This is a genomic window from Methylobacter tundripaludum SV96 (assembly GCF_000190755.2).
In the GTDB taxonomy this organism is placed as follows: Bacteria; Pseudomonadota; Gammaproteobacteria; order Methylococcales; family Methylomonadaceae; genus Methylobacter_A; species Methylobacter_A tundripaludum.
This window is the reverse complement of sequence record NZ_JH109153.1, coordinates 303306-319674: the sequence shown is the minus strand read 5'-3', so window position 1 is coordinate 319674 and position 16369 is coordinate 303306. Positions and strand designations below refer to the sequence as shown.

The 16369-nt window shown below is 47.9% G+C and carries 21 protein-coding genes; 9 read left to right on the top strand and 12 right to left on the bottom strand.

All coding sequences use genetic code 11. The features are described from left to right. The first annotated feature begins 251 nt into the window (after positions 1-251). From METTU_RS14495 to METTU_RS14470, 6 genes are all read left to right on the top strand, one after another. Positions 252-515: an antitoxin gene (locus METTU_RS14495; protein WP_006892506.1), complete on the top strand. Its 264-nt coding sequence runs from the start codon at positions 252-254 to the stop codon at positions 513-515. 4 nt (positions 516-519) lie between these two features. Beyond that, on the top strand, positions 520-828 hold the full coding sequence (locus METTU_RS14490) for a type II toxin-antitoxin system RelE/ParE family toxin (RefSeq protein ID WP_006892505.1): 309 nt from the start codon (positions 520-522) through the stop codon (positions 826-828). A 153-nt stretch (positions 829-981) separates the two neighbouring features. Beyond that, complete coding sequence (locus METTU_RS24850; RefSeq protein WP_302050592.1) at positions 982-1113, top strand: hypothetical protein; 132 nt, start codon at positions 982-984, stop codon at positions 1111-1113. Positions 1114-1164: 51 nt separating this feature from the next. Further along, a complete protein-coding gene (locus METTU_RS14480; RefSeq protein WP_006892503.1) occupies positions 1165-1884 on the top strand; it encodes a hypothetical protein in 720 nt (239 codons plus the stop codon). Between the two features lie 124 nt (positions 1885-2008). Beyond that, positions 2009-2773: an exodeoxyribonuclease III gene (locus tag METTU_RS14475; RefSeq protein ID WP_006892502.1), complete on the top strand. Its 765-nt coding sequence runs from the start codon at positions 2009-2011 to the stop codon at positions 2771-2773. Between the two features lies 1 nt (position 2774). Next, positions 2775-3407: a uracil-DNA glycosylase family protein gene (locus METTU_RS14470; protein WP_006892501.1), complete on the top strand. Its 633-nt coding sequence runs from the start codon at positions 2775-2777 to the stop codon at positions 3405-3407. Positions 3408-3475: 68 nt separating this feature from the next. On the opposite strand, the gene METTU_RS14465 is transcribed toward METTU_RS14470, so the two are convergent. The 10 genes from METTU_RS14465 to nifH form a co-directional block, all read right to left on the bottom strand. Further along, positions 3476-3694 (bottom strand): Nif11-like leader peptide family natural product precursor, encoded by a 219-nt coding sequence (locus METTU_RS14465; protein WP_006892500.1) that lies wholly within the window; start codon positions 3692-3694, stop codon positions 3476-3478. 69 nt (positions 3695-3763) lie between these two features. Beyond that, entirely contained in the window at positions 3764-4726 is a 963-nt protein-coding gene (locus METTU_RS14460; RefSeq protein ID WP_006892499.1) for a hypothetical protein, read from the bottom strand. Between the two features lie 10 nt (positions 4727-4736). Further along, on the bottom strand, positions 4737-5504 hold the full coding sequence (locus METTU_RS14455; RefSeq protein ID WP_006892498.1) for a 4Fe4S-binding leucine-rich repeat protein: 768 nt from the start codon (positions 5502-5504) through the stop codon (positions 4737-4739). 12 nt (positions 5505-5516) lie between these two features. Continuing rightward, positions 5517-5783, bottom strand: coding sequence for a DUF6129 family protein (locus METTU_RS14450; RefSeq protein ID WP_006892497.1), 267 nt, complete (start codon positions 5781-5783; stop codon positions 5517-5519). Continuing rightward, positions 5780-6490: a nitrogen fixation protein NifX gene (nifX, locus tag METTU_RS14445; protein ID WP_006892496.1), complete on the bottom strand. Its 711-nt coding sequence runs from the start codon at positions 6488-6490 to the stop codon at positions 5780-5782. Before nifX ends, METTU_RS14450 begins: the two co-directional genes overlap by 4 nt. Before the next feature lie 4 nt (positions 6491-6494). Continuing rightward, on the bottom strand, positions 6495-6695 hold the full coding sequence (locus METTU_RS14440; protein ID WP_006892495.1) for a 4Fe-4S binding protein: 201 nt from the start codon (positions 6693-6695) through the stop codon (positions 6495-6497). A 2-nt stretch (positions 6696-6697) separates the two neighbouring features. Next, positions 6698-6922, bottom strand: a complete 225-nt coding sequence (gene nifT, locus METTU_RS14435; RefSeq protein WP_006892494.1) for a putative nitrogen fixation protein NifT — start codon at positions 6920-6922, stop codon at positions 6698-6700. 134 nt (positions 6923-7056) lie between these two features. Next, entirely contained in the window at positions 7057-8628 is a 1572-nt protein-coding gene (gene nifK / locus METTU_RS14430) for a nitrogenase molybdenum-iron protein subunit beta (RefSeq protein WP_006892493.1), read from the bottom strand. A gap of 85 nt (positions 8629-8713) precedes the next feature. Next, positions 8714-10195, bottom strand: a complete 1482-nt coding sequence (gene nifD / locus METTU_RS14425; RefSeq protein WP_006892492.1) for a nitrogenase molybdenum-iron protein alpha chain — start codon at positions 10193-10195, stop codon at positions 8714-8716. A 103-nt stretch (positions 10196-10298) separates the two neighbouring features. After that, positions 10299-11180, bottom strand: a complete 882-nt coding sequence (gene nifH, locus METTU_RS14420) for a nitrogenase iron protein (protein ID WP_006892491.1) — start codon at positions 11178-11180, stop codon at positions 10299-10301. Between the two features lie 891 nt (positions 11181-12071). Between nifH and METTU_RS14415 the strand changes: the two genes are divergently transcribed. From METTU_RS14415 to METTU_RS14405, 3 genes are read left to right on the top strand one after another with little or no spacing between them, the layout of a single operon-like run. Beyond that, a complete protein-coding gene (locus tag METTU_RS14415; RefSeq protein ID WP_006892490.1) occupies positions 12072-12911 on the top strand; it encodes an SIR2 family protein in 840 nt (279 codons plus the stop codon). Further along, positions 12911-13348: a hypothetical protein gene (locus METTU_RS14410; RefSeq protein ID WP_006892489.1), complete on the top strand. Its 438-nt coding sequence runs from the start codon at positions 12911-12913 to the stop codon at positions 13346-13348. Before METTU_RS14415 ends, METTU_RS14410 begins: the two co-directional genes overlap by 1 nt. Before the next feature lie 7 nt (positions 13349-13355). Then, positions 13356-14588, top strand: a complete 1233-nt coding sequence (locus METTU_RS14405) for a (Fe-S)-binding protein (protein ID WP_006892488.1) — start codon at positions 13356-13358, stop codon at positions 14586-14588. A gap of 76 nt (positions 14589-14664) precedes the next feature. On the opposite strand, the gene METTU_RS14400 is transcribed toward METTU_RS14405, so the two are convergent. Both METTU_RS14400 and METTU_RS14395 read right to left on the bottom strand, forming a co-directional pair. Further along, on the bottom strand, positions 14665-14877 hold the full coding sequence (locus METTU_RS14400) for an addiction module protein (RefSeq protein WP_006892487.1): 213 nt from the start codon (positions 14875-14877) through the stop codon (positions 14665-14667). Positions 14878-14982: 105 nt separating this feature from the next. Next, positions 14983-16035: a hypothetical protein gene (locus METTU_RS14395; RefSeq protein WP_169624941.1), complete on the bottom strand. Its 1053-nt coding sequence runs from the start codon at positions 16033-16035 to the stop codon at positions 14983-14985. Positions 16036-16369: the final 334 nt, after the last annotated feature.

Here is a 16369-nt window from a genome sequence, read left to right as displayed (position 1 = left end):
AATAGCTTTGTTTGATTAAGCTAAAGCAATCGTTGTGCCATTTTGTATGGCATTGAAATTGTTGTATTTTGTATGGGATTGGCTTGTAGCAAAGCTTACAAAATGGAGAAGAGGTATTACAAAGGCAATAACGACGATGTACGGTAAACATAGAGGCCGAAGCATACATTGCGCTGCACAAATGTACATTTGTGGTTTTGTTGTTTTCAATGTTATGCTGTTTAAACCACGAAGTCTGGAAGGAGAAATTTATGCGCCTATCTATCGAAGTAACTCAGGAACAACATCAACGACTCAAAGCTGTATCGGCTTTGCGGGGGCAGAGCATCAAAGACTATGTCTTGGAACGTGTCTTTCAGCCGTTGCCGGAAATAAATGCAGCAAGCGAGGAAGACGCATTGCGCCAACTGGAAGCGTTCCTGAAGCCGCGTATCGAGGCAGCAGAGCAAGGGGGAGTCGTCAACAAGTCCGTACAGCAGATTTTCGAGGAAACTCATCAAGAAGAAATGCAGTAACCAAATGCCGCCTTATGAGTTAACTCCTTCAGCAGAAGATGACCTCAAAGACATCGCCCGTTATACGTTGAAGCAGTGGGGTAAAAATCAGTCTTTGCAATATGCGGGACTGCTTGAGCGACGTTTTCTCGAAATTGCCGACAGATCGTCTTTTTCGCGTTCCTTCTCTGAACGCTACCCTCAAATACAGGTAACGCGGTGCGAGCATCACTACATTTTTTATATTCATCCTGAAGGGAAGCGGCCTTGCATTATCGCAGTTCTTCATGAGCGGATGAATAAGGTTGCGAAGCTTGAAAACCGTTTGGATTGAAATAACGATGGATTTTGAAAGCGTTTCTTGCTATGCCCAAAGCAGTATAATCCGGGGCAACAGAAAACAGGAGCCAAGACAGACCATGAGCACACCACACAACCACAATACATAACCAATGCAAACAGACAAAAATTGTCGGTGATTTTGCCAATGGCAGATTATCTGGAGTTGTTAGAAGACTTTGAAGACTTGGCTACCATTGCTGAGCGTAAAGATGAAAGTACTATTCCGCTTGAGGACGTTTTAAAAGAAGATGGATTAAACTTCGAAGTGCAATCTTAGTATTCACGCGGCGCAATACGCTATTACGCCCTACGGGGCTTAAATTTTAGAATGAAATCGCAATTATCAAATTTTCTCTCCTCTTCTCGATACAGTAATGCGAGAGAGTTATTATTAACGAGTAGAATAAAACACGATCTGCTGCTGGCGGCGGCAGTTTGCGGTTACGATTTACTAATTTATACGCCAACAGTTGATTGTGATGGATTTGATTTAATTTTCGATGATCGACTCACACTTGTCCCCATTCAACTTAAAACTGTCGCAGGAAAAACAAATAGCTGGAAAATTCACAGAAAATTGATTCGCCCGCTATTTTCTAACCTGGAAGGTTTTCGACTTCACTCACCTTCGCATGGAGCAGGACGTGGCGGTGGAATTCTTCTTGTTGATATTAAGGAAGAACATCATGGCGAGTCATTGGAAATCAGCTACTTCTATAGTGACTTCCTCATAATTCATCTTTTCCTTGAAAATTTATTTCAACCCAAAAGAATCTCTCCATTCAAAATTGATGCTCTCAAATACGAAATAATCGGTCAAATAGATGGCATGTTTAAGTTACCCAAGTGGGCTTTCGTAAAAGCCAAATCGCCTGAACATTTACTTGCATTAGCAGGATTGAGCAGCAGGGTGAACAGCCTATGGAGAGAGCATATGTATGAATTATTGTGCTGCAAAAACATCCCAAACTTCCTGTCTGTATTTGGCACTGAATATGAGATGAGAGAGTACATAAAAGAGCAAGTTGCTAAGTTGATAGACACTTAGCAAGTGGGCCAGATGAAACGGAGGAACAAATGGAGACAGGTCTTTTTTTGAAGAAAGTCAAAGTCACAAAACACAGATTTACCATTAAAATATCAACTTCTAACCTATCAGATGGAATCATCGCATGAAAATCATTTCCTGGAATGTCAACGGCGTTCGCGCTGTGCAAAGCAAAGGCTTTGCCGAAACGCTGGCGCTGCTCGATGCCGACTGCATTCTGTTGCAGGAAACCAAGGCCCAGGCCGATCAGATCGACAAGGCGCTGGAAGGCATTGACGGCTACCGGGTTTATTCCAACTGCGCCGAACGCAAGGGTTATTCCGGCGTCACGATCTTATCCCGGAAGGAGCCGCTGCAAGTTATCAGCGACATCGGCATTGTCGAGCATGACCGCGAAGGCCGCGTGATCGTCGCCGAATTCGAGAATTTTTTCCTGCTCAACGTTTATGTGCCGAATTCGGGCGAGGCATTGGCCCGGCTGGATTATCGCCAAACTTGGGATATCGAGTTTCTGGCCTATTGCCGGCAACTGCAAAAGAAGAAGCCGCTGATCGCTTGCGGCGATTTTAACGTCGCACACCAGGAAATCGATATTGCGCGGCCGAAGCCGAATTATAATAAATCGGCCGGTTATACCCAGGTTGAAATCGACGGATTCAGCCGTTTTCTCGATGCCGGACTGGTTGATACCTTCCGGCATTTCCATCCGGACACCGTCGCCTACAGCTGGTGGAGTTTCCGCGGCGGCGCCAGGGCAAGAAATGTCGGTTGGCGGATCGATTATGTGTTGACCAGTAAAACACTGGCCGGCAACGTCAAGCAGGCCTTTATTCTGCCGGAGATAAGCGGATCGGATCATTGCCCGGTCGGCATCGAGATTGATTTTTAAGATGCCTATACGCGAACAATTGATGCGCGCCCATCGCGCTGCATTGTCGAATTGCAGCCGATGCCCCGAGATGATCGGTCCGGTCGTGAGCGGGAGCCCGGTACTATCGAAGATTTTGCTGATAGGGCAGGCGCCCGGCGACAAAGAAGGCGGTTTCGGTAAACCGTTTGCCTGGACGGCAGGTAAAACGATGTTCAAATGGTTTGAGCGCATCGGGCTTGATGAACAGGCTTTTCGGCAGCGTGTCTACATGGCCGCCGTGTGTCGCTGTTTTCCGGGTAAAAATCCGAAGGGCGGAGATCGTGTGCCGAGTCCGGCCGAAATCGATAACTGCGCGGGCTGGCTGCAGGCGGAAGTCGATTTGCTTAAGCCCGACCTGATCCTGCCGGTCGGCAAACTGGCGATTGGCCAATTGATGCCGGTTAAAAGACTGAACGATGTGATCGGCAAGCTTCATCCCGTTACTTTTCACGGCCACCGCACCGAAGCGATTCCGTTGCCGCATCCGTCCGGTGCGTCGACCTGGCATCGGACCGAGGCGGGTCTTGCGCTGCTGGAATCGGCATTGACGATCTTGCAACAGCATCGGGCCTGGCAACAAATTTGCCAAGATCGTATGGCGGATATTGCGTAGGTTGGCGCTGAGGTACGAAGCCCAACAATTCAGTGGGCTTCCTTACGTCGGCACCAACCTACGAAAACTTAAACTCTCAACAAAGCCTTAGTCATTCTTTCGGAAAGTTGTTCTTCGACGAATTGCGGTTCGTTGGGCGGATACAGTTCCACTTCATCCAGTTCAAAATTATATTCTTTGCCCAATGCAATCAGTTCTCTGATTTTTTGAACGGCTAACAGCTTTTCTTTTAATTCAGGATCTGCTTTTGCGTGTTCAGAGAATGCTTTTATTTGTGCAATTGACATGGTGTTTACTCCTATGGTTTAAAAATATGCTTTGCATTGCAAAGCAGGTGATGAAAAATCGAGTGTTCGCTACACGCTATAAGGCGTGTTAATCCAGTCTTTAAGTACCGCGACATCGCGTTCGGGTAAATAAGAAAAATCTCCGCTGATATCCTTAAAAACCGCTACGCCGCTGTGCGGAGAAACCAGCTTGCCTTTAACCATATAAAAGAACCAGGCAAACGGATAACCGGCCTGCCGATCGAAACGGGTCAACAGGGTATGCAGCGAGGTGCCTTTCTTGCCGTTAATATCGTCCAGTTGCGGGACGTTTTTTTGCTGGGTATTGATGATTTCGACGTTGATTATTTGTTCCCCAAAGCGCCCGGTATGCCTGAAAGGCCGGACAATCCAGTCATCGCAAAGCGCGGCTTTTTGCTGGGCGCTGCTTCGGTTCCAGTCATCCATAAAACGTTGCGCCGGATGTTCTTTGATATGGTATTTATTGATTTCATCCATGAAAATCGACACGTCAGTTTTACGTCGATAAGAATAACGCGAGGTTCCAATGCAGAATGTTTCTATGCATTCCGGGTCCAGTGGATCAATAAATTCTTCTAAATCCTCAGGCGGACACTGTTCGCCGACCAGCAACCGGTCCGACATCTCATGGGTTTTATCGATGTCGATCTGGATGAATTGTTCTGCTTTGCTGCCGGTTTGAATAACAAAATACAGGGTGTTGCCGGTTTGCCGCGTGGCAATCAGCTTTTGTTCCCGTGCGTGATCAATCAGGGTTTGCAGGTTTTTGCCGCATTCGATATAGGTTCTTTCGGTCCATTCAATCAAATCATTGGCGATGCGGTTGCCGTCCATATCGACAATGCCGCCCAGGCGATACCATTCGGCGCCTGTTCTGGCCAAGCGAATCGGGTAGTCGGGGTTCAGCGATTGAAGTTTAGCGAGTATTAATTCATCGTTGTGGTCGGGCAGGGTGTGCTTACAGATTTTTGCAAGCTGTTGCCCGTCAAGTTGAAAAGGTTGATCAGCCATACACTGTTTCCTATTTCTCGATCCCATGCGTTGCATGGGCAATGCTTGTTAATCGTTCCTGCGCCGCAGCCCGGACATCAGGCTCGGGATCGTCAAGCAGACCGACCAATGCTTCGGGAGCAACGCGCTGGGCCGCGGTATAGCGCACGACCCAGTCGGCATCATTGAGCATGATCACGGCATCGTCCGGGTTCATCCGCTCGGCGACAATGCGTCTGACTTCAGGTGCATTGTCATGAGCCATTAAACCCAGGCTGACTTCGGGCAAACGTTCGGCAACGATTTTTCGCACTTGCAGGTCTTCATCGCGAATAAAGCGGAACAGGCGTCCTTCCGGCAGCCTTCTGGCTATCGTTAATCTGACGATATAGTCTTGGTCGTCAGCCATCTTTTCCAGATCGGCGGGCGCAATGCGATCCGCTACGGTCATGCGCACTTCTCTATCCGGATCATCGATTAACAGATGCAGCTGGGACACGGGTATCCGATAGGCGATTGCGCGCCTGACTACTTCATCTTCATCATGAATCAAGTCGGTCAATGCCTTTTGCGGTGCGTAACGGACCGCAATAGCGCGCCTTTCCCAAAAATTATCGTGCAGATAGTGCTCGGCATAACCGGGATTGACTCGAAAAAAGCGGTCGATTTGCCTTCCGCTTTCAACGAATACGCAGGTATCGCCGGGCATACAACGCCCCATTAGCAGGGTTTTGCCGCGAAAAGGGCATAGGCTGCAATCGGCAAAAGGAACGCTGACAGGATTTTCACGATTGGACATGTGAAGTACCGTTTAGTCCGCAATGACTTCTGCAACGACGATGCCCGTTGCAGCTTCATAATCATTGGTCAGGCACAGACAGTGTTCCCGGCCATCAACTAAATAAAGATTGAAGTCTTTATGCTCAATGACCGGCGTATTATTGGGCAGATCGTCATCCATACAGTAAGTGAAATGGATCGATTGGTACTGCTGTCTTAGCACCGAAATCGTGCTTTCATCGACACCCAATGCTTCGATTTCTGCCGCTATGGCGTTGACTTGATTTGTGGTGATCATCCCGTCGCTTCCCTTTCAAACCTGAATCGATTAGTTGCATCAATGCCCATGACTTTAGCCAGCCAGGGCGGCGGAGTTCCGGCAATAACGGTTTGCAGCTGATCGATGATGTCGGCAATGCTTTCAATGCCGGGCAGCTTCATGGGGTGTATGCCCAGTTTGACAATCTTTGCCGCCGCAGGACCGCCAACCGAGGCGATATAAAGTACCTGGCAATCCTGAATCAGTTCCGCCCTGAACACGTTTTTATCATCCACTTCCAGGCCCTTAGGTATGTCAGGGTTACGGATGTCGATTAACCGGGCCTCATCGGCTGAAACCTGATAAACCATGAATTGGCTGCAAGAACCGAAATGGCCGTCAACGTTAATGCCGTCATTACTGGCACAGGCGATACGAACGGAACCGGGCATGTCGCCGTCAACATAGGCTTGTTGTGTCTGCGCGGTAGGGTGAGTATCCAGGCCGGATTTAAGAATGCTTAAAGCATGGGTCAGTAAAGGTTCGTCAACATCTAAAAACTCACCCGCCAGCGCGGTTTTGAGTGTTTTCAGGTTAATGCCGACAATTTTTTCTTCAGTGATGGGAAGGCCGATGCAATCGGTCAATACCGAAAGCAAGCGTTTGGCATCGGTATCGGGCAGAGCGCGAGCCGCCAGCCCGATACGTAAAGCCAGTTCTCGCGAGAGTGTAGCCTGGCTGTTCATCTGCTTATGCCTCAAGCGGCAGAATGCAGTTATCGATAGGGCAAACTTTGACGCATTGAGGAATGTCAAAATCGCCTTCGCATTCGGTGCAGGTTTTTTTGTCGATTTTAAAGACAATAGAACCTTCTGTGATTGACATGGTTGGGCAGACCGGTTCGCAGTCGCCGCATGAAATACAATCCGCTTCAACAATATATAAGGCCATGATTATTCTCCTGAATCTAAACGTTTTGCGCGCAAGGTAACGGGGAAATCCGGCTGTTCATCCATCGGTTCGAAATAATATTTTGATCCGTCGCTAAGCAGGACTTCACCGCCCCATTTATCGGGACTATCGAATTCAACGGATTCCGCCACTTCTTCCAAATCTTTTTTGGGGACGTAGAAGACTAATTTGCCCTCTGCATTTTTTTTCAACATGACACTAGGCATTGAGTTCTCCGTTTACACGCATTGATAAATCCCCCCTAACCCCCCTTTTTCAAAGGGGGGATGAACTGTTCCTCTTTTTCAAACGAAAGGATAAACAGTTCCCCCTTTGTAAAAGGGGGCTAGGGGGATTTGACTTAACGAATCAAATCGTAGTTATAGTCAGTCGTACCCATACCTTTGGTTTCTTTATCCAACTGTTCCAGAACGGCATTAACCAAGGTTGTCAGCATATAAATAGCGCCTTCGTAACCCAGCGTTGTCATTCTGTGCAGGTGATGCCGGTCAAAGATTGGGAAGCCAATGCGGATCAACGGCACTTCAAACTCTTCGCCTTTATAGAAGGTGTCGCGTTGAATGAACTTGCCGTAAGAATTGCCGATCATGAAGTCCGGTTTGTTGGTAAAGACCAATGAACGGAAATGCCATAAATCTTTGCCGGTATGGACGACGGTTTTTTGTCCATAAGGCGAATCTTTGAGCATTTTATCCATCGCTTTCGCCCAACGTTTGTTGGCATGGTTGCACAATACGTCGGTCGGTTCAGCGCCCATTTCCAGCAGGAATTTGGTCATGCCCATCACAAAATCCGCATCGCCGTACAAGGAAAACTTCTTGCCGTGCATCCAGGTGTGCGAGTCAGTCATCATGTCCACCAAGCGACCACGTTCCAGTTCCAAGGAAGCAGGAATCGGTTTGCCGGTCAGTTCGGAGATTTTCATCAGGAATTCATCGGTCCATTCCAGGCCCATCGGAATATTGATGGCTGTAGCGGGTTGATGCATGATGGTTTGCACATACTTTTTGGTTTTTTCCAACTGCCAGGGTTGCAACAACAAGGTGTCGATCGCGTTAGGCGCGTCTTTCACTTCAGCTTGGGTCGTGCCGCCCGCATACATGCGGAAAGTGCCGTCTGCCGGTGTATCCAATACTTCGGAAGGATCGCTCAATAACGAGTAATCAACGCCCATTTCCTTCATCATGCGGTGCATGACGCGGTAGTTGCCCAGATAGGTTTCGAAGCCGGGAACCAGGTTGATCTTGCCGTTTGAACCGACTTTCTTGTCGTCCATATGATTCAGGGTGAAATAGCGCAACATGCCTTCGAACATGTTATCCCAACCCGTAGTATGGCTACCGACAAAGCTTGGGGTATGCGCATAAGGCGTTGGAAATTCCTGTTCGATATGTCCGGCTTTTTTAGCGTTATTGATAAACGCATTTAAGTCGTCGCCGATAACTTCAGCCATACAGGTGGTTGATACGGCAATGATGTCAGGCTTATACAACGCTTTGGCATTTTCCAAACCGGCCATCATGTTTTTCTGGCCGCCGAAAACCGCCGCATCTTCAGTCATGGAGTCTGAAACGCAGGCAACAGGCTCTTTGAAATGACGGTTGAAATAGGTACGGAAATAAGCGACGCAACCTTGCGAACCATGAACATAGGGCATGGTCTTTTCAAAACCCAGCGCGCAAAGTACCGCGCCTAAGGGTTGGCAGGCTTTAGCAGGGTTTACGGTTAACGCTTCACGGTTAAAATTGAGTTCTTGGTATTCCTTGGTGGTTGTCCACTGAAACACTTCATCAATTTTTTCCTGGGGATGACGCTCTTCATAAGCTTCACGTTTGTTGGCGAGGCTTTCCTTGTATTCATCGTTACGGAATAAAGGGTAGCTCGGTTGTATGTTTTCGACTTCTTGACTCATGATAATCTCCTACGCGCCACTAATCTGTGGACGACGGTTGAAGGAGTAGGAGCGGGTAAGGGGGAAGCCCCGCTCCTACACAAAATTAAGCGCTTGCGGCGACCGCTACATCTGAACTTTCAGCTGTTTTCCAGGGCACTTTCACCTGTTTCCAGCAAGGGTTATTCAGTGTCATGTCCATATCTCGGGCGAAGATGGCGAAGCCGTCATAACCGTGATAAGGACCGGAATAATCCCAGGAGTGCATTTGGCGGAACGGAATACCCATCTTTTGAAAAATGTACTTTTCCTTGATACCGGAACCGATCAAGTCAGGTTGAACTCGCTTAACGAACTCTTCAAACTCATAACCGGTTACGTCGTCATAAATCAACGTCGCATTGCCCATTTCCTTGATAGTACGGTCATAGTCATCGTTATGGCCGAATTCATAACCGGTACCGACCACTTCCATACCCAAGTCTTCATACGCACCGATAACATGACGTGGGCGTAAGCCTCCGACATAGAGCATCACGCGTTTGCCTTGCAGGCGCGGTTTGTATTTGGCGATAACCGCATCGTATTCAGCTTGGTATTTAGCGATAACTTTTTCAGCGCCGGCTTGAATCGTTTCATCGAATAACGCGGCAATTTTGCGTAACGATTCGGCAATTTTGGTGGGGCCGAAGAAGTTGTACTCAATCCAGGGGATTTTGTATTTTTCTTCCATGTGCCGCGCAATGTAGTTCATTGAGCGATAGCAATGGATCAAATTCAATTTCACCTTAGGCGTTTTTTCCATTTCCGCAATGGTGCCGTCACCGGACCATTGAGCCACTACACGCAAGCCCATTTCTTCCAGCAAAGTACGCGAAGCCCAGGCATCGCCGCCGATGTTGTAGTCGCCGATCACAGCGACATCATAAGGCGTCGTGGCAAAGCTTTCGTCGCCGTCACGGTTTTCCAATACCCAGTCGCGAATCGCATCGTTAGCAATGTGATGACCCAGCGATTGGGAAACACCGCGAAAACCTTCGCAACGAACCGGCACGACAGGTTTGCCGATTTCTTTGTTGGCTTTTTTGGCGACCGCTTCAATATCATCGCCGATCAAACCGATCGGGCACTCAGATTGAATACTGATACCTTTGTTTAATGGAAACAATTCTTCGATTTCGTTCATGATTTTCGCGAGCTTTTTATCGCCGCCGAAAACAATGTCTTTTTCCTGAAAATCGGAAGTAAAGTTCATCGTGCCGAACGTATTGATACCGGTAGTTCCGACATAATAGTTACGGCGACCGGCGCGCGAATACTGTCCGCAACCGACCGGGCCGTGCGAGATATGAATCATATCTTTAATCGGGCCCCAAACCACACCCTTGGAGCCTGCGTAAGCACAACCGCGAATGGTCATTACGCCGGGTTGGGATTTACGGTTTGAAGTAATACATTTGTTCGATTTTTCCAGGGATTGATCGTTAACCGCCAAATGCTTGGCGCGATCTTTCCTTGCTTGTTCGGGATAGACTTCCAGCACTTCTTGAATAAGCGCTTCGGTCTCTTCTTTTGTTAGAGCAGCCATGAGTGTCTCCTACTTATGCCGTGGGTAATCCCCCAACAGACAGGTTTTAGGACGGGAATCCCGTAGAGACGCGATTTATCGCGTCTCTACGGTTGGTCATTTATTAAGCGGTTGCTTCAGCGGCCGCTGTTACACCGATGATAGATTCGTCTTCTTGATCGATAATGCCGAATTCCATCATCAATTCTTCCAGTTCATCCATAGTGATAGGTGTTGGAATAACGAAGTTCTTGTTATCGCGAATTTTGATAGCTAAATCACGGTACTCTTGCGCCTGCTTATGTCCTGGTTCGTATTCGATAACCGTCATGCGACGAATTTCAGCGCGTTGTACAACGTTATCACGCGGTACAAAGTGAATCATGGTGGTGCCGATTTTTGCAGCCAAAGCTGAGATCAATTCATCTTCACGTGCAGTTTCACGTGAGTTACAAATCAAACCGGCCAAACGCACACTGCCTGAGTTAGCGTATTTCACAATACCCTTGGCAATGTTATTAGCCGCATACATCGCCATCATTTCGCCCGAGCAAACGATGTAAATTTCTTGCGCCTTGTTTTCACGGATTGGCATGGCAAAGCCACCACACACAACATCCCCAAGTACATCATAAAAAACGAAGTCAAGTTCATCATCATAAGCACCTTCTTCTTCAAGGAAGTTAATCGCAGTGATAACGCCGCGACCCGCACAACCGACACCAGGCTCAGGACCACCTGATTCAACGCATTTAATACCGCGGTAACCCGCTTTCAGTACATCTTCAAGCTCTAAATCTTCAACACTACCCGCTTCAGCAGCCAAGCTCATAATAGTAGTTTGAGCTTTTGCATGAAGAATTAAACGGGTAGAGTCAGCTTTAGGATCGCAGCCAACTATCATTACACTGTTGCCCAATTCCGCTAACGCAGAAACCAGGTTTTGAGTTGTAGTAGACTTACCAATTCCACCTTTACCATATATTGCACATTGACGTAATGCCATGATCTTCTCCTCTTATAGGACGTTGTTGTTAATGACATTAGGGATAAAGCAAGGGGTGTGCCAATTGCTTTTGTTGTATTTATGTCATTGAATTGTATTGATTATTGTTGTTTCGGCAAAGCGTAAGCAACGTTGTCTTTCAAACATTTTGTTATGTTCTGTAAGCTTAGTAACAGTACGGTTATTTAGCCTTGTCCTAATATCCATAGGAATCTACGCAGGCTATATCGCCGTCATTCCGGCAGGGATTCGCTACGCGCTCTATCGGGTCACGTCAGACTCCTGCCTGACGCCCTTCGGGTTAATGCAAATCTGTTCCAGACAGATTTGTGCCGGACCCGTTAGAGCGCGTAGCGAATCCAGAACACAGGGATGTGAGAGCATCCAACGACAAACTATTCAATAAATGGTTTTATCGTTTCCACGCAGCGCGTCACTGCCATTAAGTTAAGAAAAAATGTTAATCGAGTAGGGCGCGCCGTGCGCGCCAAAGGGATAGCAAGGTTTTTGTGCTGGTTCCCAAGCTCCAGCTTGGGAACCAGCGTGTTTCTTAACTTAATGGCAGTAACTCTGAAGTGTGCCGGATGTATTCCACGAGGAGCGACGATGCCACCTATTGGAGTCTAAATCGAATATTCGTGCCTGCCTTAAAGTTCCTGCGCCTATATATAAAAGTGTCGATACTGATTTATTGAAGATTTTGTGTTTGTAGATAGGATAAACAACAGAAGAATTGTTACAAACAGAACAAAATCCCAACCGCCTGTTTTCGAAGAGAATCATTTAATCATTTCATAATCATAAAGTTACGCTGTTTATCATGAATCGGTAAAAACTGGATTAAATATTGCTTAAGTAAAAAGATATACCTACTTAATAATGGAGTTTGCAATGTCTTCTACCGATTTTTCTGAAATACTTGATGGGTTGTACGAAAACAAGGTCGTACCTTATCTGGGGCCGGGCGCGCTTTTTGATGCAACCAATAAATTGACCGGAGCACCGATGCCTGCCGATAGCCATAGCCTGATTTTGGCGATGAATAACGGCAACCCGATGGCTCCCAAGCTTATGTATGAGTTTCCCAGGGCGGCGATGAACCAGGAGCTAAAAAGAGGCCGGAACTTTCTGGGCCAGTTTCTCACCAAGCTATACGGCGAAACCGAATATACGCGGGCGTCAGTGCATGATTGGCTGGCGGAATGGCGGCCTGCTTATGTTGTCGATATAAACAGGGATACCCAATTGCAAGATACCTATTCCGATGAAGAACATACGCTGATTGTCGGTGTTGCAAGAATCACCGCCAGCCAGTTCCGCTTTAAAATATATCACTTCGATGGCAGCGATTATTTTGAAATCCCGCAGGAACAGGTCGACCATAGATTGCCCATTTTGTTTAAACCTCTGGGTACGCCCAAGCCGGAAGCCAACTACATCGCTTCGGATGCCGATTATGTCGATTACATCACCGAGCTAATGGGAGGCTTCGCTATCCCTGACTTTCTTAAAGAGTACCGCAAGGGCAAACAATACCTGTTTATAGGCGTGCCGCTCAACAGGGATTCGGAGCGCATGGTGATGAGCGACATCGTTTACGGCGCGGCAGAGAAAAAAGGTTGGGTTTTAAACAAAAACCCGACCGATAAGGAAATCCGCTATTGTAAAAAAATAGGCTTGGAAATCCTGGATGTGGATGTTGAAGAACTACTGGCTACCGTACTTGTCTAATGACCCAGTCCGACGCATTCACTCATCATCGCCTGTTGCTTTACTACAAAGGCGACATCAGCGCCTTGATGCTGTTCGCCCAGCACAGCAACGGCAGCATCTGCTTTCCGGAGCCGCTGCCCGCGTTGTCCAGCGCACTGGAGCCTGAAGAATTCATCACCGAAAAAGTCAGCACTCATCCGGCCATGCTGGTTAACAACATCAATCAGCTTTTGCAACTGGACAACGACCTGTTGCGCGTCGAACCGGAGTTTAGCGAACAAATCGACGCGCCCGGCGGCATTATCACCGTCCACATGGCGCGCTTCATGCTGCTCGACCCGCCGCACAAACTGATGCAAAGCCGGGATTGCCGGATGAGGACCTTGCCGGAACTGCGCGGCAGGCCGCCTGCGGAAATGGAATTGTTGCGCCGCGCCTATGCCAAGGTGATGTAGGCCCGAGATGTTTGATTTTATGGACATGAGCTACGATGAACTCGGCGAGCCGATCGGCTCGGGGCCGTATATCCCGGATGCCGCGGAATGCATGCGTTGCGGCATCTGTATCGCTAGTTGCCCGACTTTTTGCTTGTTCCAGGTTGACGAAGAAACCCCGCGCCGACGCATTCGCACCATCAGCAAAATATTGGTTGAAAACCTGCCGATCAGCGCCGATGAACGCCTGCATCTGGATAACTGCGTACAATGCCGGGCCTGCGAAACCGTTTGCCCAAGCCGGATGGCTTACGGGCAGTTGTTCGATCAGGCTCAGGCACAGTTAAAGGTTAATCCGGGGTGGTTGGCAAAACTGGCATTCAATCTGATTGAAAATAAAGATTGGCTGAGGCGGTTAATGCCGTTGCTGGCTATTTACCTGAAATCGGGTCTGCAAAAACCGTTACGAAGCACCGGATTGTTGAAAAAACTGCATTTGGCGGATGCCGAAGCCTTGCTGGGTAAACCGGCATTACAGGCATTGGCGGTTTCTTATCCGACCAGTGTCACGAAACGCGGCCGGGTTGCGCTGTTCACCGGCTGCATCGCCGAACATTTCGACCGCGAGACCTTGCTGGCAGCAATCAAGCTGCTCAACGCGATAGGCTACGAGGTGCTGGTGCCGCCGCAACAAGGTTGCTGCGGAGCGATACACCAGCACAACGGCCAGTCTGCCGCCGGTTTGATCGACAACAATATCGCTGTGTTCAACGCGATGGACGTCGATGCCGTGCTCCACACCGCCACCGGTTGCGGGGCGATGTTGAGCGAATATCAAAATGATGATGAAGTGGGACAACTGTTCCGGCAACGCTTGTGCGACATCAACGAGTTTTTATTAGAACACTGGCCGGACGAGCTGCAACTGACGGCATCCAATCTAAAAGTCGCAGTACATGAACCATGTAGCCAGCGCAATGTCCTTAAAAATCGGCAAGCTGTTTATGCGCTGCTGCAAAAAATCCCCGGTCTAAGCATTACCGCGCTGGCCGAGAACCACATCTGCTGCGGCGCAGGCGGCAGCTACATGCTGACGCATCCAGATAACGCCGGGCAGTTGCGGGCTTTAAAGCGGCAAATCATCACCGATTCGTCGGCGGATTTGGTGGTTAGCGGTAATTTTGGTTGCGGGGTTTATCTGAATGCCGATGGGGGCAGGGTGGAGCATCCTTTATTGCTGTTGGCTCGGCAGTTGCCGTAGATGTAGGGTACGCATCGCGTACCATTTCCAAAGTATTCCTGTCACTCAAGCTCCAAAAAGGTGCGCGATGCGTATCCTACTTGGCTTCTTTTTTTATATCGTCCCAAGATACAGACGCAACCTTACCGGAAACAAGTTCTTGATACCTAAGTTCGGCTAATTCAGCCCATGTCTGCTCAACGCTTTCATCTTGGCTGATTTCAAGCGAAGAAATTAAACAATGAGCAACCAAGGCTCTTTCGTCAACATTCAATTGCTTTGCATTTTCTAAAACTTGATTAATGTTCATGGCCGATTTATCCATTAATTTGTATTTTTGAAATTTAGCATGTGGCTGAAAAGCACATAACTCTTGATTATTACAATAAAAGGGGTGCTCGATGTTTGGCTGATCCTATGCACTTGTCACCAGCAATGTATCCAGCCAAGCTTCAAAGTCGTTGTAATTCTTTTTGGAAAAAATCTTGGCAGGGAAACGCGCCAGTTCTTCCGCTACGACTTCGCGCTGACAAAGGTTACTCATATCATTGTCAGTCGTCAAAGCGTCCACGTAAGGCACAAATGTCGAGATGTGGTCAATATCATTTTGGCGAGATATGCCGAAGTTCGCATTGAATTTCTTGGGGTTGGGTCGATATCCTTGCCACCGCATCCTGAGTAGTTCCGCCTCAAAAGCAATTTTAATTCGCAGGGCGGGACATATTAGAATTGGATTGCTTTTCAACAGCTCCGACCATCGCAGGAGCACAGCCGATTCATCCAGTCCATTTACAACATCGCTAACAATTCGGCGAAACGGGGCATCGGATAGTTGTGGGATTTGGTTGGAGATTGGCTTTCCAGTTTCAAATTCTTCTGTGAGCTGCTGCATTATCAACAATATTTCGCATTGTTGATTGTAAGCATTAATACCTTGCTGTATATCGTTGCGCCAAAGCTCGGTAACGTGATTTAGACAATCACGAACCCCACGGCAGTCAGGTATATTCTTAACTTGCCGATCAATGATATTGAGGAATTTTTCGTTTATCTCGTCACGAGGCAGCGCATATGCGCGATTTAACCTTAGCCGCCAGGAGTTCGTAGGCACAACATTCATCCCAACCTGCCACCGATGGGGATCGTCTAGCCCAATATCGGTAAAAGGGAAAGGATCAGTGCCATCTTGTTCTATGAGCATTCTTCTGGTCTGGGCAGCAAAAACATCGTAGAAGTTACCAGCGATATTCCCATTAGCAAGATTATTCTGGAACTCCCAAAGTATCATCCTATTTTTCGTGTATTCATCAGGGATAGCCGATGTCTCGATACTATGGATATCGGACACTAAAAGAAAAATCTTCTGCTGTACTTTCAGTTCATAGAGTTTGTGATAAAGACGCTTTTCGATTCCCGTCTCATTCGCAGGAAAGCATATATCCGATAAGAACGATTGATCCAAGTACACAAGTTTTTTGCGGATTGATGGAAGCTGAAACGGAGTCCATATTTTGCATTGCGAACAATACCCTCGAGCCTCGTCTTTTTTTATGCTTTGTACAACATCTTGGACATTCAGGGTGTGCCCGCAATGTGGACACATAAAGCAGTTATGTTCAGAACAGAGCATCGGAAGCTATCAGCCTATACATAAGTAAAATATACATTTTCCTCGTTCCTACGCGCCGCGTGGGAATGCAGTCGAGGCGCGCTGCGCTCTGTGGCAGCCCGCAGCGCGGGCCGTCGCAGTTCCCACGGAGCCCGTGGGAACCAGAAAAAGTGCCGCAGCGATGAAGATAAAA